Source organism: Microbacterium sp. M3 (assembly GCF_033548675.1).
In the GTDB taxonomy this organism is placed as follows: Bacteria; Actinomycetota; Actinomycetes; order Actinomycetales; family Microbacteriaceae; genus Microbacterium; species Microbacterium arthrosphaerae.
The window spans coordinates 63,616-84,954 of sequence record NZ_JAWTZT010000008.1; the positions used below are offsets into that span (position 1 = coordinate 63,616).

General features: G+C 69.1%; 18 protein-coding genes. 7 read left to right on the forward strand and 11 right to left on the reverse strand.

Annotation, left to right across the window (positions count from 1 at the left end; all coding sequences use genetic code 11):
• The first annotated feature begins 9 nt into the window (after positions 1–9).
• On the forward strand, positions 10–291 hold the full coding sequence (locus R8Z57_RS17455; protein ID WP_378722678.1) for a DUF4440 domain-containing protein: 282 nt from the start codon (positions 10–12) through the stop codon (positions 289–291).
• A complete protein-coding gene (locus R8Z57_RS17120) occupies positions 252–407 on the forward strand; it encodes a hypothetical protein (RefSeq protein ID WP_318354993.1) in 156 nt (51 codons plus the stop codon). Before R8Z57_RS17455 ends, R8Z57_RS17120 begins: the two co-directional genes overlap by 40 nt.
• A gap of 199 nt (positions 408–606) precedes the next feature.
• On the opposite strand, the gene R8Z57_RS17125 is transcribed toward R8Z57_RS17120, so the two are convergent.
• From R8Z57_RS17125 to R8Z57_RS17150, 6 genes are all read right to left on the reverse strand, one after another.
• Positions 607–1,578 carry an IS481 family transposase gene (locus R8Z57_RS17125; protein ID WP_318354994.1) on the reverse strand — a complete coding sequence of 324 codons (972 nt, stop codon included), beginning with the start codon at positions 1,576–1,578 and terminating at the stop codon, positions 607–609.
• A 133-nt stretch (positions 1,579–1,711) separates the two neighbouring features.
• Positions 1,712–2,563, reverse strand: a complete 852-nt coding sequence (locus R8Z57_RS17130) for a CPBP family intramembrane glutamic endopeptidase (RefSeq protein ID WP_318354995.1) — start codon at positions 2,561–2,563, stop codon at positions 1,712–1,714.
• Between the two features lie 29 nt (positions 2,564–2,592).
• Complete coding sequence (locus R8Z57_RS17135; RefSeq protein ID WP_318354996.1) at positions 2,593–4,044, reverse strand: MFS transporter; 1,452 nt, start codon at positions 4,042–4,044, stop codon at positions 2,593–2,595.
• Positions 4,037–6,553 carry an ABC transporter permease gene (locus R8Z57_RS17140; RefSeq protein ID WP_318354997.1) on the reverse strand — a complete coding sequence of 839 codons (2,517 nt, stop codon included), beginning with the start codon at positions 6,551–6,553 and terminating at the stop codon, positions 4,037–4,039. The genes R8Z57_RS17135 and R8Z57_RS17140 overlap by 8 nt, the downstream gene beginning before the upstream one ends.
• On the reverse strand, positions 6,550–7,302 hold the full coding sequence (locus R8Z57_RS17145) for an ABC transporter ATP-binding protein (protein WP_318354998.1): 753 nt from the start codon (positions 7,300–7,302) through the stop codon (positions 6,550–6,552). Before R8Z57_RS17145 ends, R8Z57_RS17140 begins: the two co-directional genes overlap by 4 nt.
• Before the next feature lie 20 nt (positions 7,303–7,322).
• Positions 7,323–7,793 carry a GNAT family N-acetyltransferase gene (locus R8Z57_RS17150; RefSeq protein ID WP_318354999.1) on the reverse strand — a complete coding sequence of 157 codons (471 nt, stop codon included), beginning with the start codon at positions 7,791–7,793 and terminating at the stop codon, positions 7,323–7,325.
• Between the two features lie 96 nt (positions 7,794–7,889).
• On the opposite strand from R8Z57_RS17150, the gene R8Z57_RS17155 reads away from it, so the two are divergent.
• On the forward strand, positions 7,890–8,543 hold the full coding sequence (locus tag R8Z57_RS17155) for a TetR/AcrR family transcriptional regulator (protein ID WP_318355000.1): 654 nt from the start codon (positions 7,890–7,892) through the stop codon (positions 8,541–8,543).
• Between the two features lie 195 nt (positions 8,544–8,738).
• Here the strand turns inward: R8Z57_RS17155 and R8Z57_RS17160 are convergent, their stop codons facing one another.
• The 5 genes from R8Z57_RS17160 to R8Z57_RS17180 all read right to left on the reverse strand — a co-directional run bounded on the left by R8Z57_RS17160 (position 8,739) and on the right by R8Z57_RS17180 (position 15,842).
• Positions 8,739–9,044, reverse strand: a complete 306-nt coding sequence (locus R8Z57_RS17160; protein WP_318355001.1) for an NIPSNAP family protein — start codon at positions 9,042–9,044, stop codon at positions 8,739–8,741.
• A 272-nt stretch (positions 9,045–9,316) separates the two neighbouring features.
• Complete coding sequence (locus tag R8Z57_RS17165; RefSeq protein ID WP_318355002.1) at positions 9,317–10,897, reverse strand: hypothetical protein; 1,581 nt, start codon at positions 10,895–10,897, stop codon at positions 9,317–9,319.
• 107 nt (positions 10,898–11,004) lie between these two features.
• Positions 11,005–13,047 carry a VWA domain-containing protein gene (locus R8Z57_RS17170; protein ID WP_318355003.1) on the reverse strand — a complete coding sequence of 681 codons (2,043 nt, stop codon included), beginning with the start codon at positions 13,045–13,047 and terminating at the stop codon, positions 11,005–11,007.
• A gap of 145 nt (positions 13,048–13,192) precedes the next feature.
• The gene (locus tag R8Z57_RS17175) at positions 13,193–14,581 is read right to left on the reverse strand and encodes an AAA family ATPase (protein WP_318355004.1); all 1,389 of its coding nucleotides are present in this window, start codon (positions 14,579–14,581) and stop codon (positions 13,193–13,195) included.
• 52 nt (positions 14,582–14,633) lie between these two features.
• Complete coding sequence (locus tag R8Z57_RS17180) at positions 14,634–15,842, reverse strand: ROK family protein (RefSeq protein WP_318355005.1); 1,209 nt, start codon at positions 15,840–15,842, stop codon at positions 14,634–14,636.
• 118 nt (positions 15,843–15,960) lie between these two features.
• Between R8Z57_RS17180 and R8Z57_RS17185 the strand changes: the two genes are divergently transcribed.
• The 4 genes from R8Z57_RS17185 (at position 15,961) to R8Z57_RS17200 (ending at position 20,850) form a co-directional block, all read left to right on the forward strand.
• Positions 15,961–17,229, forward strand: a complete 1,269-nt coding sequence (locus tag R8Z57_RS17185) for an ABC transporter substrate-binding protein (protein ID WP_318355006.1) — start codon at positions 15,961–15,963, stop codon at positions 17,227–17,229.
• 23 nt (positions 17,230–17,252) lie between these two features.
• Positions 17,253–18,185, forward strand: a complete 933-nt coding sequence (locus R8Z57_RS17190) for a carbohydrate ABC transporter permease (RefSeq protein ID WP_378723815.1) — start codon at positions 17,253–17,255, stop codon at positions 18,183–18,185.
• 95 nt (positions 18,186–18,280) lie between these two features.
• Complete coding sequence (locus tag R8Z57_RS17195; protein ID WP_318355010.1) at positions 18,281–19,102, forward strand: carbohydrate ABC transporter permease; 822 nt, start codon at positions 18,281–18,283, stop codon at positions 19,100–19,102.
• Between the two features lie 26 nt (positions 19,103–19,128).
• Positions 19,129–20,850, forward strand: a complete 1,722-nt coding sequence (locus tag R8Z57_RS17200; RefSeq protein WP_378723812.1) for a glycoside hydrolase family 13 protein — start codon at positions 19,129–19,131, stop codon at positions 20,848–20,850.
• Positions 20,851–21,339 lie beyond the last annotated feature (489 nt).

Genomic DNA, 21,339 nt, shown 5'->3' on the forward strand with positions numbered 1-21,339 from the left:
ACGACCCCTATGCGGGCAACGCACGTGGCCGCTACCCTCCCGTGCAATCCTGAGCGGGTGGATCCGGAAAGTACTCGCGCCGCGGAGGAGTCGCTTCTATCTTCACCAGTTCGGCGCGATCCGAACCGCGTGCGCGACCTCCTTCGTCCGGACTTCGTGGAGATCGGCCGGTCCGGCAGACGATGGTCGCGCGACGAAATCGTCGCAACGCTGTCGAGCGAGAGCGAACGCGCAGCTACCGAGACTCACGAGTGGCACTTCTCTCCGAACTGGGACCCGACCTCGCACTGATCACCTACCTCATTCGCGGCATCGATCGTGACAGCCGGCATTCATCCATCTGGTCGTCGACTGGCGGGCGACTGCAGATGCTCTTCCACCAAGGAACCTTCGTCGCCGACCAGTAACCACCCCGAGACAACACGCGAACGATCCACCAGTCATCTTCGGACAAACTCCTGCGGCTCACACGTATTCGTGGAGTCTGTGCTCCCGTGGAAGCAGCGGCGTTTGACAAGCTCGGAATTGTGCACCTCGTCGCCCGAAGCGCCAGTAGCGCCCCAGCCTCATTGCATCCGGGCGACAACGGGGTACACGGGGTTTGCTCTAGGTGTACTGACCTCGACCGTTGCTGATTCGGTCGATGGGAGTCTTGCCTCCGATGCCGAGGTGGGCTCTGTCTAGGTTGTAGTAATCGAGCCAGGCAGGCAAGGCGGCGCGGCGTTCAGCGTTCGAAGTGAAGGGTCGGGCATAGGCCCACTCGGTCGCGAGGGTGCGGTTCAGGCGCTCGACTTTGCCATTGGTCCAGGGGCAGTGCGGCTTGATGAACTTCTGCTTGATGCCGCGCGCGTTGATGACGCTGCGGAATGCGACGGACTTTCGGTAGGCGAATGCGTTGTCGCTGATGACCCGTTCCACGGTGACGCCGAGGCTGGCGTAGAACGCGATCGCCCGCTCGAGGAACCCGGCCGCGGTGACGCCCTTCTCGTCGTCGCGGGTCTCGGCGTAGGCGACGCGGGAGTGGTCATCGATCGCGGTGTGCACGTAGTCGTAGCCGATCCCGCGTCCTCGTACGTTCTCGCTGCGACCGTGAGCGCGCCATCCGCCGCCGTCGGGGATGCGACCGAGCTTTTTCACGTCGATGTGGATCAGCGAGCCAGGATGAGCGTGCTCGTAGCGGTTCGCCGACCTCCTCGTCGCCTTGATCACGACGCCGGTAACCGGGTCGAGATCCCGCAGCAGCGGAGCGTGATGGCGACGCAGCACCCGCCCGACCACGGACGCGTGCATCCCGAGCCGCGCGCCGATGAAGACCGGGCCACGACGGGTCAGCTCACGCATGATCCGCACCCGCGTCTCCTGGCAGGGCCCGGTCTGGTGCGGATGGGCGTGGGCGACACTTGAGCGATCCTGCAGGCCCACGGCGCCCGCCTCCCGGAATCGCCGCCACCACCGCCAGGCCGTCGTGCGCGAGATGCCCATCTCCGCCGCAACGTGCGCGACCGCACGCCCGGACTGGATGCGCTGAACCATGATCAACCGGCCGGCCGGAGTCAGCCGGGCATTAGCGTGGGACAAGAGAGACCTCCGTGCGTTCGAGCTGAAGAACTAGACAGCTCCAACTCGACCCCGGAGGTCTCTCCTACGTCAACAACGATCTGGGTCAGTACATCTAGTCCGTGAAGCCAGGCGCTGGTTGAGAGTGCCATGCTCAGCGGGGGTGGTCAGCGAGCACTTGGGCTGACTGGTTGGCTCTCATGGCGGCGCTTCTGAACGACTGAGCGTGTGTCGCAGTGCTCTTGAGGAACGCGGCACGCCGCAATGCGACAAGGGCGTAGATCAGCCAGCCAACCCCGTGGAGCATCTGAATGGCGCTGTGAAAGGGTGTGCCTGCTTCAATCGCCGTGACTCGGAAGGTGAGGTCGAACAGCGCGTGCAGCATGATGGGCGGCCAGAGTGAGCCGGTGCGCAGACGCATTGCGGCGTAGCCGGTGCCCGCCATGGCCGCGAACGTCAGTTGGAGCAGGACGGTCTGCCATGGGGCGCCGAGGAACAGGTTGGCGGCGTGCAGCGATCCGAAGAGGGCCGAGGAGAGCAGCACCGCTGTCCAGGGTCCGCGTGGCAGGAGCCGGGTGAGCAGGATCCCACGGAACGCTGTCTCCTCGACCACGCCTGCGAGCACCACTGACGCGAACGCGAGGATCAGTGTCGGAAGCTCCACGTGTCGGAAGCCGGCGGAGAAGCCGATCGTCACAGTAAGGGTCGGGAACAACAGCACGAGTCCGTCGCGCGGCGCCGGCAGTCGTCGAAGGCCGAGCGCATCCCATCCGACGCGGACGGCGAACGCGAGAATCATCAGCAGCATCCCGAGCTGCAGCGCGACCTGGACCAGGCCGACGCCGCCTGGGCCGGGTCGGAGGGTGGGTGTCAGCCACTTGGCGAGGATCCCCATCGCCGTGATTGCCAGCAGGAACAGCGTCCACAGCAGCACCGGGCGGGCGAGGAGCCTGTCGCGAACTGATGGTCGACTAGCCGGCACAAGCGTTTTGATTTCTGAGGGCATGCCATCCTCATCCTGAGCAGGACGGTGCATCAACTGGCCACTGTCGTTCGGCTCCGGCGGCCCGCGGAGTTGGACACCGCAGCGACTAGCCGGCGCGGCTGCACAGACGGGAAGGCGGCGATGGCGACGAGGGCCGCCACGGCGGCCGCGGTGGCTGCGGCGAGGTGAGCGGCGGAGAGGCCTGCTTCGGCTGCGGCCAGCTCGCTTCCCCCTTCGGCGAGGACGGCTGCACGGCGGTACGCATCGATGGCGCCGAATGCGGCGATGCCGAGGGCTCCGCCGATCTGGGCGGTGGAGGATGCGAGTCCTGACCCGACGCCTGCGTTGCTGGAGGTCATGCCGCTTGCGATGACGAGGGTGGTGGGGGTGAAGCTGAACGCGACGCCCACGGCCGCGAGGAGGAGGACGGGGAACACCCGTGCGAGGTACGGCATCCCGTGGTCGAGGGAGGCGAAAATCAGGTGTGCGACGGCGAGGAGGATGAGGCCCAGCACCGCGACCTTCTCCGGCCCGAAGCGTGCGAGCGCCCGAGGGAGGAGCAGCGTGCTGACGGCGAACCCAGCGAGGGAGGTCGGCAGCATGGCCATTCCAGCGGCCGCCGGGTCGTAGTCGAGTACCTGCTGAATGAGCAGGGCCACCAGCACGAAGCACGCGACTCGGGCAGCGCCACCGAGGATGTTGACGACGATGCCGCCTGCGACGCGCGGCTCCCGCAGTGCCGGAAGCGGCAGCACAGCGTCCCGGCTGCGCCCCTCGACGAGGACGAAGCCGGTCCCGGCGGTCACGGCGACGGCCGCCGCGGTGAGCACCTCGACCGAGGCCAGCCCCGCATGCGGGAGGCTCAGCATGGCGAAGACGACCGCGCCCGCGGTCGTGGTCGCAAGCGCCGCACCCGCGGCGTCGAAGGGTCGGCGGGTGGTGGGGTGGTCGCGCTGCAGCAGGGCCCAGCCGGCGATGCCGACGAGCACGGCTGCGGTGGCGGTGACGAACATGACGCTCTGCCAGCCGAGGCCGCTGGTGAGGACGCCTCCGACGCTCACGCCGAGCGCGCCGCCGACGGTGGACGCCGCACCCCACCAGGCCATCGTCCGGGTCCGGGCGGTGCCGGTGAATGTGGCGAGTATCACCGCCATGGCGGCGGGGCTGAGCATCGCAGCCCCGCCGCCCTGGATAAGGCGGGCGGTCACCAGCACGGCGCCGGTCGAGGCGAAGCCGCCCAGGAGTGAGCCGGCGACGAGGACCGTCGCGCCGGTGAGGAACATCCGGCGGCGGCCGAAGATGTCAGCGGCTCGGCCGGAGACCAGCAGCAGTCCGCCGAAGGTGAGGAAGTAGGCGTTGAGCACCCACGCTGTTCCGACTGCGGTGAGGTCGAGGTCTTCGGCGATGGACGGCAGCGCGACGTTGAGGATGCTGGAGTCGAGCATCACCACCAGTTGCGCGGCCACCAGTGTGAGCACCAGTGGCAGGGTCCGGTCACGCATGCGCAATCGCCTCCAGGACCGGCAGCTTCGCGGCGCGAGCGGCCGGCGCGATCCCGGCGAGGAGGCCCGCGATGGCGACGACTGCGGCGAGGACTCCCAGCTGGGCGACCGGCACCTTCATGCCCAGCGGGGCGATGGTGGACAGCGCGCCGATGGCGGCGACGCTGGCGGCGACACCGAGGAGCAGCCCGGTGACCACGGCGACGACCGACACGATGACCGCCTCGGCCTGCACCATCAGCGCCACCGACCGTCGTGACATGCCGACCGAGCGGAGGACGCCGATCTCGCGGGTGCGTTCGACGATGGACAGCGCGAGGGTGTTCGCGATGCCGAGCACGGCGATGACCATGGCGAACGCGAGGAGCACCGTGACCAGTCCGAAGATCTGGTCGACGGTCTGCGTGCGTCCCGCGATGACCGCCGCCTGGTCTCGCACCTGCACTGTCGGGTGGTCCTCGAGTGCGGTCTCGAGGGCGGTGGTGAGCTCCGCGGGAGAGGTGCCGTCCGCTGCCAGCACGAAGATGCTGGCATCCATGTCCTCGGTGAAGAGGTCACCGTAGGTGTCCAGGGAGACGAAGAAGTCGGTCTGCAGCGCCTGCGCGGGACCGTCGGCGATGATGCCGACGATGGGCAGGATGGTGTCACCCAGCCGCGCGAACGTCATCGGCAGCTCGTCGCCCACCGCCAGCTCACGCTCGGTGGCGACGCGCTCGGCGACGACGACGCCTCCGGTGCTCAGCGCGGCGATGTCCCCGTCCACCATCCGGATCTGCGCGACCTCGGTGATGAGCTCAGGGTCCAGACCGGTCAGCGCGCTGGTCGTCGTGCCGTCCTTCCAATGCCCGTACTTCAGCCGGGTGGCGACGCCGACGGCGGGCACCTCCCGGACCTCGTCGTAGACGGCCGCGTGCACCCCGCCGAGCATCTCCTGCCCGGCGCTTTCGATGACGACGTCCGCGGCGATGACCTCGCGGTACTGCTCACCGGTGGCCGCTTTCACCGAGCCGCCGACGATGGACACGAAGCTCATCAGCGCGAGCCCGAACGCCAGCGCCATCACCGTCGCGGAGGTGCGACGCGGTGCGCGAAGCGCGGCTTCCCGGGCCAGCTGCCCGGGCACGGTCCGCGCGGAGGCCGCGCCGACGAGCGAGACCAGCGGACGCAGCGCGGACGGCGCGACCAGCACGACTCCGACGAGGGCGAGCACCAGTCCCGCGCCGAGCAGCAGGATCGGTCCCGCGGCCAACCCCGGAAGGGCGGAGACGGCGGAGCCTGCCACCAGCAGAACCGTGCCGGTGACAAGGCGCCCTCGACCGAGACCGCGCGTCTCGGCGGCGCTGCTGCGCATCGCGGCAAGCGGAGAGACCGCCGCGGCACGGCGAGCCGGGCCCACCGCCGAGACAAGGGTGACCAGGACACCGACGGTGAGGGCGATGATGACGGTGCGGGTCTCGATGACGAGCTCACCGGAGGGGATGCTGACCCCGAAGACTCCGGCCAGCGTGCGCAGGCCGTAGGTGCTCACGATGCCCAGCAGCACACCGACGGTCGAGGCGAGGGCGCCCACGAGCAGCGCCTCGACGAGCACCGACACGAGAACCTGCTTCCCGGTCGCGCCGGTCGCCCTAATCACCGCCAGCTCACGGGTGCGCTGCGAGATCACGATCGCGAAGGTGTTGGCGATCAGGAACGCGCCGATGATGAGCGCCGCGACGCTCATCGCAATGAGCACGACCTGGAGCATCTCGAGGTTCGCGGCCGCCTGCTCGGCGCCGGCTGCGGCGAGGTCTTGCGCGGTGGCGACCTGCACGTCGGCAGCGAGCACATCGGTGAGGAGCGGCTGCAGTTCACCGGCGGTCAGTTCCGAGGTGACGAGAATCTCGGAGAGGCCGTCGCCGAGGCCGAGGACGCTCTGCGCGGTGGTGAGGGTCGAAAGCGCGACCGCCCCCACCGGCGGACCGTCGCCGTCGCCGAACCCGACGAGCCCGACGACACGAGCCTCAACCCGGGTGTCGCCGACCACGGTGACAGCGTCGCCGATGCGCACGCCGAGCGCGTCGGCAGTGTTCTTGTCGATGACGATCTCGCCGTCGCTGGTAGGTGCCGCACCGCCGCGGAGCGGGTACGCGCCGACGGGCTCGTCGACCCAGGTGCTCAGCTGGACGCTGCCGAGATCGGTGGTGCCCTGCTCGAGGCGGGCGGCGCCCTTGGCGACCGCGACCGCATCTATGACAGCGTCTACGCCGCGGACGGTGTCCAGCGTTCCGGCGGGAAGCGGGTCCCGTTCGACCTCGACGCCCATCCCGGAGTCGAATGCGGTGGCGGTGCGGACGGTCACGTCAGCGCCGGCGGAGGCGGTGGCGAACTGGTCGTCGAACAGCTTCTGGGCCGTGTCGTTGAGGACGAGACTGCCGGTGACGAAGGCGACGCCGAGCATGACGGCGACGACCGTGAGAGCCAATCGTAGGCGATGGGCGAGGACCTGGGCGAACGCGAACCGGATCATGCTGCCACCCCCTGACGCTCGGCGTCGAAGCGCGCCATCCGCTCGAGGACGGTTGCCGCGGTCGGGTTGTCGTGACCGTCGATCACCTGGCCGTCGGAGAGGAACTCGACCCGGTCCGCGTACGCCGCGGCCGACGGGTCGTGGGTGACCATCACGATGGTCTGCCACAGCTCGCTGGCAGCGCGACGCAGGAAGGCCAGCAGCGCCTGGCTGGAGCGGGAGTCCAGTGCTCCGGTGGGCTCGTCGGCGAAGACGACCTCAGGACGGGAGATGAGGGCGCGGGCGACCGCGACGCGCTGCTGCTGGCCACCGGAAAGCTCGGAGGGGCGGTGGTTGAGCCGGTCGGCGATGCCGAGCGTCCCGGCCAGCTCCAGCATCCAGTCCTTGTCGACTTTCTGACCTGCCAGCCGCAGCGGGAGGGCGATGTTCTCCTCCGCGGTGAGGGCGGGCACGAGGTTGTACTGCTGGAAGATGAAGCCGACGTGGGTGCGGCGAAGCAGGGTGCGCTGCTTCTCGCTCATGCCGACGAGCTCGGTTTCTCCGAGGCGGATGCTGCCGGAGTCGACGGTGTCCAGCCCCGCCATGGCGTGCATCATCGTGGACTTGCCGGACCCGGACGGGCCCATGATGGCGGTGAACCGGCCACGGAGGATGCTGAGGCTGGCGTGATCGAGGGCCCGGACCGCGGTGTCGCCGGTGCCGTACGTCTTCACGAGGTCGGTGGCCTCGATGGCGAATGTGGTGCTCATTGTGTGTGTCCTTCGGCAGTTCAGCGGGCGGCGGCGAGGTGTCGGCGGTACTGCGCCGGCGTCCACGACGCGGTCATCTTGGTGTTGAGGGTGGCGCCCAGGCGCGCATAGAAGCGCTGCCCGGCGTGGTTGTTCAGGCGGACGCCCCACTGCACGAGCAGGTCGTCTTCGGCGGCGAGGCTGGCCACGGCGGTCATCAGCTGGCTGCCGATGCCCTTGTCGCGGTGGCCGGGTCGGACGTAGAGGTCGTCCAGGGCGAGAAGGTCGCCACCGGTCCAGAGATGGATGCGGCGCACGGTGCTGGTGAAGCCGACCACGCCGGCGTCATCCTCGGCGATCAGGACGCGCACGTCGGGGCGCGCGAGCAGCTGCCGCCACGCCTCCGCGTCCACGAGAACGTGCTCCAGGTCGCCCTCGTGCGCGGCGAGCTCTCGCACCATCTCGTCCAGAGCCACGGCATCCCCGGGGCCGGCCTGTCGGATGTGGATCATGATGCTCCTTACGGTGTCAATTGTATCCTTTACGGTGTACGGATACGACGTACAGATTGCACCGTACGGTGTAAGCTGTCAAGCAGGGAGGCCGCAATGGCAGAAAAACTTACACAGATGGGCATCGCGCAGGCAGCGCTGGCCGCGATCGACGCGGACGGTATCGAGGGGCTCAGCATGCGCAAGCTCGCGCAGAACCTCGGCTCGTCGCCGATGGCGGTTTACACGTACTTCCCGGATAAGGACGCGTTGCTCGACGGCGTCGCTCAACTCCTGCTCGCCGAGGTCGATACGCCGCCGGAGGACATCCACTGGCGCGACGCCATGCGTTTCATCATGCGGTCCGTTCGACACGTCGCCATGCGCCACCCGAACGCCTCGCGACTCATCAACCAGTTCCCACCGCACACACCCGACGCTCTGGCCTTCGTGGAAGCGGGGTTCCGGAGCTTCCGCCGGGCCGGCTTCGACGAGCTCAGCACCGCACGCTGCTACCGCGCTCTGGCTGCGTATTCGCTGGGCACACTCGACATCGAGCTGGGTGGATACTTCTCGCCCGAAACGCGCACGATCACATCGGAGACGCGCGACAGCATGGACACGCCCACGGCAGCCAAGCTCCTCCCGCTTGTGACGGAGATCACGCCAACACTTCTGGCTCAGGATGACGCGGCAGAGTTCGAGTACGGCCTCGAGCTCCTGCTGGACGGGTTCGCCGACGCTATGTCAAGATCCGACCGCACCGCCTAAAGTTTTGCGGCCTGTTCACGCCGCACTGACGGAGCCTCGCCGCAGCTCGTGAACACGTCGCGCGCCAACCGTCCTCCTGGCGCCGAAGTCGAGCCTGCTCACGAAACCCGCCGGTCCTGCGCCGGGTGCACGTTGGGGTCCCGCTTTCGCGCGCCGCCCGCAAAGGGATCGCGATCGTTCAGATTGGAGCGACCGCTAGGCGAACACCGGCGAGAGGAACCGGCGCTCGTAGCGGCGGATACACCCGGTCCGTCGGGCCAGCTCGAATGCCTCCTGACATCGCGGGTCCGTCTTCGAAGCGTTCCGGTAGACCTCATACGCGGCCAGCGACGGAAAGGTGAACAACGCGAATGCTTCATCGTTGTCGCCCTCGCTGGGCATGAAGTAGCCGTGGTGGGTTCCGCCGAACGTGTTGACGAGGTGGATCCACGCCCGGCCGTATTTGGTGAAGTCGTCGAGCTTGTCGGGATCGATCTCATAGCGAAGATGAACAGTGATCATCGAGGGTCCTTTGCGATCAGGCGCTTCCGCGAGTCTTGCCGATGAGGAAGCTGCGCGACGACGATCGCGGGTCCGTGTGTAAGAGGTGGCAGACAGAGCTCGGAAAGTTGGCAGAGCGAAGCGCGCTGAGCGACCGGTTTGCGATCAGGTCAGCGAAATCGCCACGTGTGAAATCAGCAGACCAACGACAGTGACTGATCCTCAGGGCCCCGTGTCGACTCCCGCCGTCGCCTCTGCGCAGGCCTCGCGGCCACGGCATCCGCTCCCCGTCCCTACGGGTACTGCGGCTTCCCGTCCGTCCAGCCGCTCGGGTACCGCACGCACGGACCGCTCGTCGCGTCCGTGACGCCGGCGGCGTAGTTGCCGGGAGTGGAGTACACGCCGTACGGGTCGAAGAAGTACAACTGCCCGTCGGTGTCGCGGCGCGCCCAGAAGATGTGCAGGTGCGTGTTGGGGCCGCCGCTTCCCCGCTTGCCGCCCGGACCGGTGTTGCCGGCCCACGCGATCTGCTGTCCGCGCGAGACCTGCTGGCCCACCGACACCGGGATCGTCTGGGCGTTCGTGCCCCAGTGCGCGGCATCGAGGTCGCGGTCGGCAGGGTCCTCCGTCGCTCCCGTCTCGAGCAGATGCGTCTTGTACTCCGCGAGGTCGGATGCCTTGATGCCCGTGGATGCCATCGTCTCGTTCCACGCGGCATCCGCGTCATGATCGGCACCGTCGCGCAGGTGCATGTAGATCGTGCGATACGCGTCGGCCCGACCGTTCACGTCGTGGCTGAGGATGACGGTGTTGCCCGACCACAGGTCCCAGCCCACGTGCACGACCTCGCCGGCCGCGGACGCCCTCACCTCGAACGTGGCGTCGCCCTGCGAGTAGTCGCCGGCGTGATGCCAGCCGCCGTCGCCGTAGCGCCAGATGCCGTTGCGCTTCACGTCGGTGTCGGAGAACGGCAGCGTCAGGAACGGCTCGACCGCCGTGAGGTGCCCCAGCCGCGCGAAGCGCGTCGCGCCCGTGGTGTCTTGCACCGGCCAGTGGTAGACGTCGGCGTGCCCGGTGACGGCGTAGTTGTATTCGCCGGTGGGCATGACGACCTGGTTGAGCGCATCGGCGGTGCATGGATGCCGCGACCCCGCCGTGTCGACCAGCCGCAGGCCCTGCTGAGACCACTCGTGCCACCGTGCCGTGAAGCTCTCCCAGTCCTGCCCGGCCCACAGGCCGTGACCGCCCTGGCCGGGAAGGTACGCGCCGACCCACATCTGCGTGCGGCCGTGCGCGAACGTGTCGACGCTCACCAGTCGCAGCCCCTGGCCCGAGAGCTCCTTCCACTTCGCCTCGAAGCTCGGCCACGGCGCCGCCCACAGCGCGTGGCCCCCGCTGCCCGCGCGGAACACGCCCGCGTACTGCGGCGCACCGCCGACGACGGCGGCCGAGACGCTCACGAGGCGCAGTCCGTTCCGCGAGAGCTCCTTCCACTTCGCCTCGAAGCTCTCCCAGCCCGCGACCCACAGCGCGTGGCCGTCGTTGCCGGGCAGGAAGGCGCCGGCGTACATGGCGGTTCCGCGGACCTCGTACACCGCGATGCTAACCAGGCGCAGGCCCTGCCGCGACAGCTCCTTCCACTTCGCCTCGAAGCTCGCCCAGTTCGCCACCCACAGCGCGTGGCCGCCCGAGCCGGCGCGGTAGGTGCCGATGAACTGCGGCACGTCGTTCTCGACCGACACCGAGATGCTGTGGAGGCGCAGCCCGTTCCTCGAGAGCTCCTTCCACTTCGCCTCGAAGCTTTCCCAGCCGGCGGCCCAGAGCGCGTGTCCGTCATTGCCGGGGCGGAAGACCCCCGTGTATGCGCGAGCCATCTCGCACCTCCGTTCGCGCGGCTTCCCGCGAGCCCCGCTGACAGCGAGGAGCGCCGGCCGACGTGGCGTGATACGCGTGGCCGATCAGAGCGGACGAGAAGTGAGGGCTACCACCACCACGACCTGCCGCGCAGCATGTCGCCGAAGTCCTCGGGCGTGCCGCGGCCGGTGTGCCGGGCGCCGAGGTAGCTGTCGACCACGGCACGGCCGAGGTCGTCCAGCTCCGGCGCCACCACGTGCCCCTCCGCGCGTCGAGCGAGCGCGTCGATGAACCGCGCGAGCCCGGGATCCTCACCGAGGCGGAAGAAGGTCGTCTGCGCGCCGAGCCGCTGCACGTTGTCGAGCTCGCGCACCGTCGCCGCCACCGTCCGGGGGTCGGGCGGATACGCGAAGTGCACGCTTCCGTCCGGGCGCAGGTGCGAGGTCGGCTCGCCGTCGGTCACGATCAGCAGCACCGGCTGCGCCGTCGGGTTCTTGCGGAAGTGCCGCTGCGCCAGCAGCAACGCGTGCTGCAGGTTCGTGCCCTTGTCCCACACGGCGTCCTTGGCGGTGAGCTGCTCGATGTCGATCACCTCGGCATGACGGGCGAACGCGATCAGCTGCAGCTTGTCACCGCGGAAACGCGTCGAGATCAGATGGTGCAGCGCCAACGCGGTGCGCTTCATCGGCACCCAGCGGCCGTCCATCGCCATCGAGAACGACGTGTCCACCAGCAGCGCGACGGCGGCTTGCGTGCGCTCCTCGGTCTCCACCACCTCGACATCGCGCGTGTCGAGCCGCACTCCGGCCGACACCTCTCCCCCGTCGAGCACCGTCCGCAGCACCGCGTTCGACACCGTGCGCGGGATGTCCCACGGCTCGGTGTCGCCGAACGCCCACTCCCGCGTCGATCCGGTGCGATCGCCGGCGGCACCCACGTTGCGCGTCTCGCGACGGCCGGTCCGGCCCGACTGCCGCGTCGCGATGTCGCGCAGCAGCGCGCGCCCCAGCTGCCGCATCGCGCGCGGGGTCAGCCGGAGCTGCCCGTCGGAGGCCCGCTGCAGCATCCCGGTATCCCTCAGCTCCTGCTCCAGCTCGCGCAGCGTGCGGGCGCTGACCGCGGCATCCTTCCCGATGAGCCGCTCCAGCGCGTCGATGTCGATGTCGTCCATGCGCGCGCCCGGATACATCTGCCCGAGCTGATCGGTCAGCGAGTCCAGATCGGAGAGATCCTGCATGAGACGGGTCGCCTCACCGAGACCCGTGGGCTGATCACCGGAGAAGGATGCCGAACCCGACCAATCCTCGCCGGGCCGCAGCGAGCGGAGGTTGTCGTCGAGGCGCGACAGCGACTGCATGAGGTCGGCTCCCCCGAACGCCTGCTCGGCGAGGCTCATCAGTTCGTCGCGCTGCTCGGGCGTCATCGAGTTGAGCATGCGCTGCGCGGCCGCGGAACGCTCGGCGAGCGTGTCGAGCAGCTCGTCGAGGTTCTGCGGATTCTCGGGGAACTGGTCCCCGTGCTTGCGTATGAACTCGTCGAAGTCCTCCTGCGTGTCGTCGCCCATGCGGCGCTTCTCGAGCAGGTCGTTGAGGTCGTTGAGCATGTCGCGGATGGCCTGGCGATCGGCGTCGGTCGCGTTTTCGAGCGCGCTCTTCATGCCGGCGAAGCGCTGGTCGAGCAGCTCACGCCCGAGCAGCTCGCGGATGCGGTCGTAGTCGGCGCGCGCGCTCGGGCTCTGCCAGTCGTAGTCGGCGAGGTCGTTGACCGCCGCGGCGGTGCTCGTGGGCAGGTTCTCGAGCCGCATCTCCGCGAACGCGCGCGTGGTGTCGTCGAGGTCGACGTCGCGGACGAGGTGCTTGCGCTCCTCGAGCACGGCGTGGTCGAGGAGTCGCTTGACCTCTTGCAGCGTCCCGTCGAGGCGGTGGCGCTGCGTGAGCTGCGCGCGGCGCTCGCGGACCCGGCGGGCGAGGTCGTCGAGACCCGGAAGATCGCGGTTGCCGCGGCGGAGATACTCGCGCAGGGCCCGGTCGGCGGAGGTGCCCTCCATGACGTCGCGGCCGATCGCCTCGAACGCGGACTGGATCGCGACCGGAGGCGCGAGCGGATCGCCGCCGGTGTAGCGGCCGTAGCGCGCGGTGTGCGCGGGAGTGCGGTGGAAGGAGCGGGGCATTCAGCGGATGCCTCCTCCCGAGGTCCCGGTGGTCGAGCGAGCGGGGCGAGACGAAACGCCAGGGGGCCGGGGTGTCCGCCGGGTCCGGAGGGTCTCGATACGCGGGCTCGTTCCTCGCCCGCTACTCGACCGGCGGTACCTCATCTCAGCCATAGACCGTCTCACCGCCCGCGGCGTCCTTGCCGATCTTCTTCTCCAGGTACAGCGACTCCAGCAGCAGCTCCAGAGCCCCCGCCCGCTCGCCGGGCGTCACCGCCTCCAGGCGCGCGGCCACCTGGTCGTACAGGTCCGACTCGCCCAGCACCGGCATCGCGGCCAGCACTTCGGTCGCCGGCACCTGCTCCCCCGTCATCACCGTCGCGCCGTCGCGCAGCGCGTCGGCCAGGGCCCGGGTGTCCAGACCGCGAAGGTGCGCGCGCGCCGTATCCGCCACCGCGGTACGCAGCAGGTGCTCGAGGATCGCGCGCTCACGGCCCTCCTCGCCCGTCTCGAACTCGATCTTGCCGCCCAGCACGTCGACCGCCGTCTCGAGGTCGACCGGACGCGCGACCGCGACCTCCTCGTGCTGGCGGGTCGCGCGGTGCAGGGCCGCGGCAGCGATCGTCTCGGCGCCGGCGATCGCGAACCTCGCGGAGACGCCCGCGCGCTGGTCCACGGCATCCGACTCCCGAAGGTTCCGCGTGAAGCGCGCGAGGATCTCGAGCAGGTGCGCGGGCACCTCGGCGACGAGGTCGGCCTCCTGGCGGATGACCGCGATCTCCTCCTCGATCGTCTGGGGGTAGTGGGTGCGGATCTCGGCGCCGAAGCGGTCTTGCAGCGGCGTGATGATGCGGCCGCGGTTGGTGTAGTCCTCGGGGTTCGCGGTGGCGACGACGAGCACGTCGAGGTCGAGGCGCAGCACGTAGCCGCGGATCTGGATGTCACGCTCCTCCATGACGTTCAGCAGCGACACCTGGATGCGCTCGGCGAGGTCGGGCAGCTCGTTGATCGCGACGATGCCGCCGTTGCTGCGCGGCACGAGCCCGTAGTGGATCGTCTCGGGGTCGCCGAGTGACCGGCCCTCGGCGACCTTGATCGGGTCGACGTCGCCGATGAGGTCGGCCACCGACGTGTCGGGTGTCGCGAGCTTCTCGGCGTACCGCTCGCTGCGGTGGCGCCAAGTCACGGGGAGGTCGTCGCCGAGCTCGCCGGCGCGGCGGACGGATGCCGGGGCGACCGGGTGGAACGGATGCTCGCCCAGTTCGGAGCCCTCGATCACCGGGCTCCACTCGTCGAGCAGTCCGTTGAGGCTGCGGAGGAGCCGCGTCTTCCCCTGGCCGCGCTCGCCGAGGAGGACGATGTCGTGGCCGGCGAGGATCGCGCGCTCGAGCTGCGGGATGACGGTGGTGTCGAAGCCGTGGATGCCGGGCCATGGCTCTTCGCCCTGCGCGAGAGCGGCGAGGAGGTTCTCGCGCAGCTCGACGCGGATCGGGCGGTAGGTGTGGCCCGATGCGCGCAGCTGCCCGACGGTCGTGATCGCGGGTGAAGGCGTCATGACCGCACGCTACGCCTGGTGCGCGGGGGTCGGGCGGGTTCGGGGCAAATTCCTACTCGGCGAACATCGCCAGGTCGAGCGCGCCCGCCCGCGCCGCCTCGAGCGCGGCACGCACAGCGCCGACCGAGACGATCTCGGCGCCGAGCGTCGACGCCACGATCTCGGGCGCCGGCAGATCGAGCTCGCGGGGAAGCGCGTCGCGCGCCGCCGCGATCACCGGATCCGCACCCGCGGCCACCGCGCCCGACACCACGATGAGGCGGGAGTCGAACAGGCTGCCGAGCACCCCGGCGACGATCGCCAGGGTCTCACCCACCTGCGCGGCGATCTCTCGCGCGCCGTCGTCACCGGCCGCGGCGAGCGCGAGCACGGTCTTGCCGTCGATCTGTCCGTCGCCGAGCCCGGCCAGCGCGCTGGCTTCCGGCAGAGTGCCCTCGGCGACCGCGCGCCGCGCCAGTTCGGCCGCCCGGTAGCCGAGGCCCCAGGCCCCGTCGACGCCGCGCACGTGGTCGAACGCCACCGTCTCGGCGGCACCGCCGTGCGCACCGCGCAGCAGCCGCCCGTCGACCCACACCCCGGCGCCGAGGCGGTCGCCGGCCAGCAGCGCCACGAAGTCGTCGCAGCCCACCGCGGCGCCCACCGCGCGTTCGGCCACGGCCGCCAGCGATGCGTCGTTCTCGACGCGGACGATCGGCGCCCACTCCGCGAACACCGACGCGAAGTCGGGGTTCATCCGCCGCCAGAAGTCGTCGCGGTGCGGCGGCGAGGCGCCGTGCCGGTCGACCGGCGCGGGCACGCCGACGCACAGGGCCGCGACATCCGCTCGCCCGATCCCCGCGTCGGCGAGCGCCTCGTCGACCAGCTCGGTCGCCGCGCGGCGGCGCACCTCGGGTGCCTCCCCCGCAGGCTCGAGCGAGAGATGCCGCACCGCCCGCCGCTCACCGCGCAGGTCCGCCACGGTCGCGGTCAGCCGGGATGCCCCCGCATCCACCCCCACCACGAAGGCGGCATCCGGCTGGAAGGCGAACCGGCGTGCCGGACGCCCCTTGCGGTAATCCCCCGCCGCACGCGCGTTCGGCAGCTCGGCCAGAAGACCTCGCGCCACGAGCTCGTCGATGACGTCGATGGTGGTCGAGCGCGTCAGCCCGACGCGCTCGAGCACGTCCGACGCGGTGAAGGCGTCGGCATCCCATGCGAATCCCAAAACGGCGTCCAGGCTCGCCCGGCGCAACGCTGTCGGACTCAGCAGTGGCTGTGACATCAATCCCCTTGCCTGTCGCGGCTTCCTCCTGCATTATGGACGACAACAATTTGATTCGATGTGTAAATCTACTCTTCGAACCAAAGCGCGCCCCACATCCACGGAAAAGGACAACGTCGTGCCTGCAGCATCCGTCACCGTCCGCCGCGTCTGCGCAGCGGCAGCCGCCCTCGCGATCGCCGGTTCCACGCTCGCCGCGTGCGCCGGTGCCTCATCGGGCCCCGCCGAGGTGCGCTTCCACCTCAGCAAGCCAGAAGCGATCCCCTACTTCCGCGATCTCATCAAGGAGTACAACGCCAGCCAGGACGACGTGGAGGTCGTCTTCGACACCTCGTCGAACCTGCAGGCCGGCTTCCTCCGCGGAAACCCGCCCGACCTCGGGCTGCTCAACTACAACATGGAGATGGCGCGCTTCATGGAGCGCGGCGCCCTCAGCGACCTGAGCGACATGCCCGAGGCCGACCGCATCCTCCCCGAGGTGCAGGACCTCGTCGACCAGTACGCCACATATCCCGGACGCACCAGCGTGCTGCCGTATTCGGTGATGGCGGCAGCCGTCATCTACAACAAGCGCATCTTCGAAGAGCAGGGTCTCGAGGTGCCGACCACCTGGGACGAGCTCATCGCGGTGTGCGACGCGCTGAAGTCGGCGGGCATCACACCGTTCTACGCCACGTTCAAAGACCCGTGGACCGTCGGGCAGGGCTGGTTCGACTACACCGTCGGCGGCGAGATCGACGTCGCCGACTTCTACGAGCAGATGAACGAGCTCGGCACCGAGGTCGGCCCCGATTCCCCGGTGTCGTTCGAGAAGACGATGGCAGAGCCCGTCGACCGCATGGTCGAGCTCACCAGCAATTACACGAACGAGGATGCCGCGAGCCGAGGCTATGGCGACGGCAACCTCGCGTTCGCCAAAGAAGAGGCGGCGATGTATCTGCAGGGGCCGTGGGCGTTCGGCGAGATCGACAAGACGAACCCCGACCTCGACCTCGGCACGTTCCCGCTGCCGATGACCGACGACCCCGCCGACAACAAGGTGCGCGTCAACATCGACCTCGCGGCGTGGATCCCCGAGGCATCCGATCAGAAGGAGGGGGCGCGCGACTTCCTGAGCTTCCTCTTCCAGAAGGACGTGATGGACGAGTACAACGCCTCGTTCCTCGGCTACGGCACCACCACCGACTCGGCCCCGGTGACCGACGAGCGCATCCTCGGCATGAAGGAGTACTACGACTCCGCGAAGTTCTACCAGGGCGCCTCGAAGGCCATCCCGCTGACCATCCCGACCGACAACTACATGCAGGGCATCGTCACCGGCGACGACCCCGAGCGCACGCTTGCTCGACTCGACGCCGACTGGGCCCGCCTGGCGCTGCGCCAATAGCGCGACACGAGAGGAACGCACTCATGGCAACCACCACGGCCGCCGTCACGGCGCCGAAGACGAGCCGGCGCACCGGCGCGGCGACGATGCCGCGCACGCGCCGCAAGGTCGAGGGGGTCTACTACCTCTACCTGCTGCCCGCACTCATCCTGTTCACGCTGGCGATCACGATCCCCGCGGTCATCGGCATCTTCTTCAGCTTCACCAACTCGATCGGTTTCGGCGACTGGGAGTTCGTCGGCATCATCAACTACATCGCCGTCTTCACCGACCCGGCGATCCTGCAGAGCTACCTGTTCACCTTCTGGCTCGCCTTCGTCGTGGTGATCGTGGTGAACGTCATCGCGTTCCTGCTGGCGGTGGGTCTCGTGTCGCGCGTGCGGCTGAAGACCGGACTGCGGACGATCTTCGTGATCCCGATGGTGATCTCGGGCATCATCATCGCCTACGTCTTCAACTTCCTGTTCTCCAACTCGGTGCCGGCGCTCGGGCAGCTGTGGGGCATCGGCTGGCTGAGCGAGAGCATCCTGGCCAATCCCGACCTCGCGTGGGTCGCGATCGCGATCGTCACCGCGTGGCAGGCGATCCCGGGCACCCTCCTCATCTACATCGCAGGGCTCCTGTCGATCCCCGGCGAGGTCTACGAGGCGGCATCCATCGACGGCGCCGGCAAGCTGCAGCAGCTCTCGCGCATCACGCTGCCGCTCGTCGCGGGCTACGTCGTGATCAACGTGATCATCGGCTTCAAGGACTACCTCAACGCCTACGACATCATCGTGGGCCTCACCAACGGCGGCCCCGGCACTGCCACCCGCTCCATCGCCATGACGATCTTCACCGGCTTCTCGGGCGGCGACTACGCCTACCAGATGGCCAACGCGACCATCTTCTTCGTGATCGCGCTCACGCTCGCCCTCCTCCAACTCCGTCTCACTCGCGGAAGGAACGTGTTCTGATGACCACGCAGCCCGCCCTCGCTGTCGAGGACCTGACCGCCGAGCGCGTGCTCGCCGGCGACGAATCCCGCAAACCAGCCCGCTCGCGCTTCGCCATGGAGCGCGTCAACTGGCCGGGCACGATCCTGCTGGCGCTCTGCGCGGTCACGGTGCTGATCCCGCTGTACGTCACCGTCATGATGGCGTTCAAGACGCAGGGCCAGGCGGTCGACGGCAACGCGTTCACGTGGCCCGCACCGTGGAGCATCGAAGGGTTCGTCACGGCCTGGGATCTGACGAACTTCCCCCGGGCGTTCATCATCTCGCTGCTCGTCACGGTGTTCACGGTGGCCGGGACGATCATCCTCGCCGCCCTCGCGTCGTTCGCCATCACGCGCAACTGGGACCACAAGCTGTTCCGCTACTCGTTCTACTACCTGCTCGCGGCGATGTTCCTGCCGTTCCCGGTGGTGGCGCTGCCGCAGATCCAGCTGACAGGACTCACCGGGCTCGACAACCCGGCCGGCGTGATCATCCTCAAGATCATGTTCCAGCTGAGCTTCAGCATCCTGCTGTTCACGGCGTTCCTGCGCTCGATCCCCGCCGAGCTGGAGGAGAGCGCGCGCATCGACGGCGCGAGCACCAACCAGACGTTCTGGCGGCTCATCTTCCCGCTCGTCGCGCCGATGAGCGCCACGGTCGGCATCTTCGCGTTCCTCGCCTCGTGGAACGACTTCATGATGCCGTCGCTGATCATCTCCGACCCGGCGCTGCAGACCCTTCCGGTGGTGCAGAACATCTTCCAGACTCAGTTCAGCAACAACTACAACGTGTCGTTCGCCTCGTACCTCATGGCCATGGCGCCGGCGATCATCGTCTACCTCTTCACCCAGCGCTGGGTCGTGGAGGGCGTCACCCAGGGTGCCGTGAAGGGCTGAGGCCGCGGCATCCATCCCCCTCCCGAATGGAAAACCTCGAAAGGAAACGCGTCCCCGTGACGACTGTGCACTCCGCACCCCTGACCAACAAGCTCAACGACCTCGAACTGCCGGCCTGGTGGCGGCAGGCGGTGGTCTACCAGGTGTATCCGCGCAGCTTCGCCGATGAGAACGGCGACGGCATCGGCGACATCAAGGGCATCACCTCGCGCGTGCCGTATCTCAAGGAGCTGGGGGTCGACGCGGTCTGGCTGAGCCCGTTCTACCCGTCGGCGCTCGCGGACGGCGGCTACGACGTGGCCGACTACCGCGACGTCGACCCGCGGCTCGGCACCCTCGGCGACTTCGACGAGATGCTCGCGGCCCTGCATCGCGAGGGCATCAAGGTGGTCGTCGACATCGTGCCGAACCACACGTCGGATCAGCACGCCTGGTTCCAGGAGGCGCTGGCCGCCGGCCGCGGCTCGGCGGCCCGCGCGCGCTACATCTTCCGCGACGGCACCGGGCCCGACGGCTCGGAGCCGCCCGCGGACTGGGTGTCGGTGTTCGGCGGATCGGCGTGGGAGCGGGTGGCCGACGGGCAGTGGTACTTCCACAACTTCGCCGTCGAGCAGCCCGACCTCGACTGGTCGAACCCCGAGGTGCGCGCCGACTTCGTGAAGACCCTGCGCTTCTGGTCGGACCGCGGCGTCGACGGCTTCCGCATCGACGTGGCGCACATGCTCACGAAGGACTTCGTCGACCCGCTCCCCTCGCAGGCCGAGCTCGACGCCATGCCCCGTGACGGCAACCACCCAATGATCGACCGCGACGACGTGCACGAGGTGTACGCCGAGTGGCGCGAGGTCTTCGACTCGTACGACCCGCCGCGCACCGCGGTGGCCGAGGCGTGGGTCGAGCCGTCGCGCATCCCGCTCTACGCGCGCGCCGAGAGCCTGGGCCAGGCGTTCAACTTCGACCTGCTCGAGGCCGACTTCGATGCGGCGCAGTTCCGCCGCATCGTCGGCGACAACCTCGCACTCGCGGCGAAGTCGGGCTCGTCGACGACGTGGGTGCTGTCGAACCACGACGTCGTGCGCCACGCGACGCGGTACGGCCTGCCCGACGCCGAGCGCACCGAGCAGGGCCGGCCGGTGCGCAAGCACGGCAACGAGTGGCTGCTGTCGGGCGGGGCCTCGCCCGAGCTCGATCGCGAGCAGGGACTGCGCCGGGCGCGCGCCGCGTCGCTCTTCGTGCTGGGCCTGCCGGGCTCGGCATACGTCTACCAGGGGGAGGAGCTCGGCCTGCACGAGGTCGCGGCCATTCCCGACTCGGAGCGCCAGGACCCGACGTTCTTCCGCAGCCCCGGGGAAGACATCGGGCGGGACGGATGCCGCGTCCCCCTGCCGTGGTCGGCCACGGGGTCTTCGTACGGTTTCGGCGACGGTGGCGCGCACCTGCCGCAGCCGGCGTGGTTCGCCGAGCTGGCGGTGTCGGTGCAGGACGACGACCCCCGCTCGACCCTCTCGCTGTACCGCGAGGCACTGGCGCTCCGCCGCCTGCTGCAGACGGGCGAGTCGCTCGAGTGGATCAAGACGGGCCGCGACGACGTGCTCGGCTTCCGCCGCCCGAACGGGTGGACGGTCTTCACCAATTTCGGCACCGAGCCGTTCGAGCTCCCGGAAGGCGGCGCGCGATCGATCTCGAGTCAGCACTTCGAGGACGGCGTGCTCCCCGGCGAGACGACCGTCTGGATCACCGGCGCCTGACCCCGAGCCCGCAGGACAGCGGATGCCGCGACCCACGAGGGTCGCGGCATCCGTCGTCCTGCGGGGTAGATGTGCGGGGGTCGGGGTGTGATGCGCGGTGCGGCGTGTGCGGGGTGCGGCGGGTGCGGGGTGGGGCTGCGGGGTGGGGGTGCGGGGTGCGGCGGGTGCGGCGGGTGCGGGGTGCGACTGCGGCCGGAGTTCTGCAGGTGAACAGCGGTTCTGCAGGCCCGGAATACGCACGACTCTCCTGCGCAAGCCCCGTTCCCCTACAGAGCCGCCGCGCCACCCACGAACGCGGCGTGGTGCGTGTGCCGCACGAGTTCCGCAGGTGAACAGTGGTTCTGCAGGCCCGGAATACGCACGACTCTCCTGCGCAAGCCCCGTTCCCCTGCAGAGCCGCCGCGCCACCCACGAACGCGGCGCGGTGCGTGTGCCGCACGAGTTCCGCAGGTGAACAGGGGTTCTGCAGGCCCGGAATGCGCACGACTC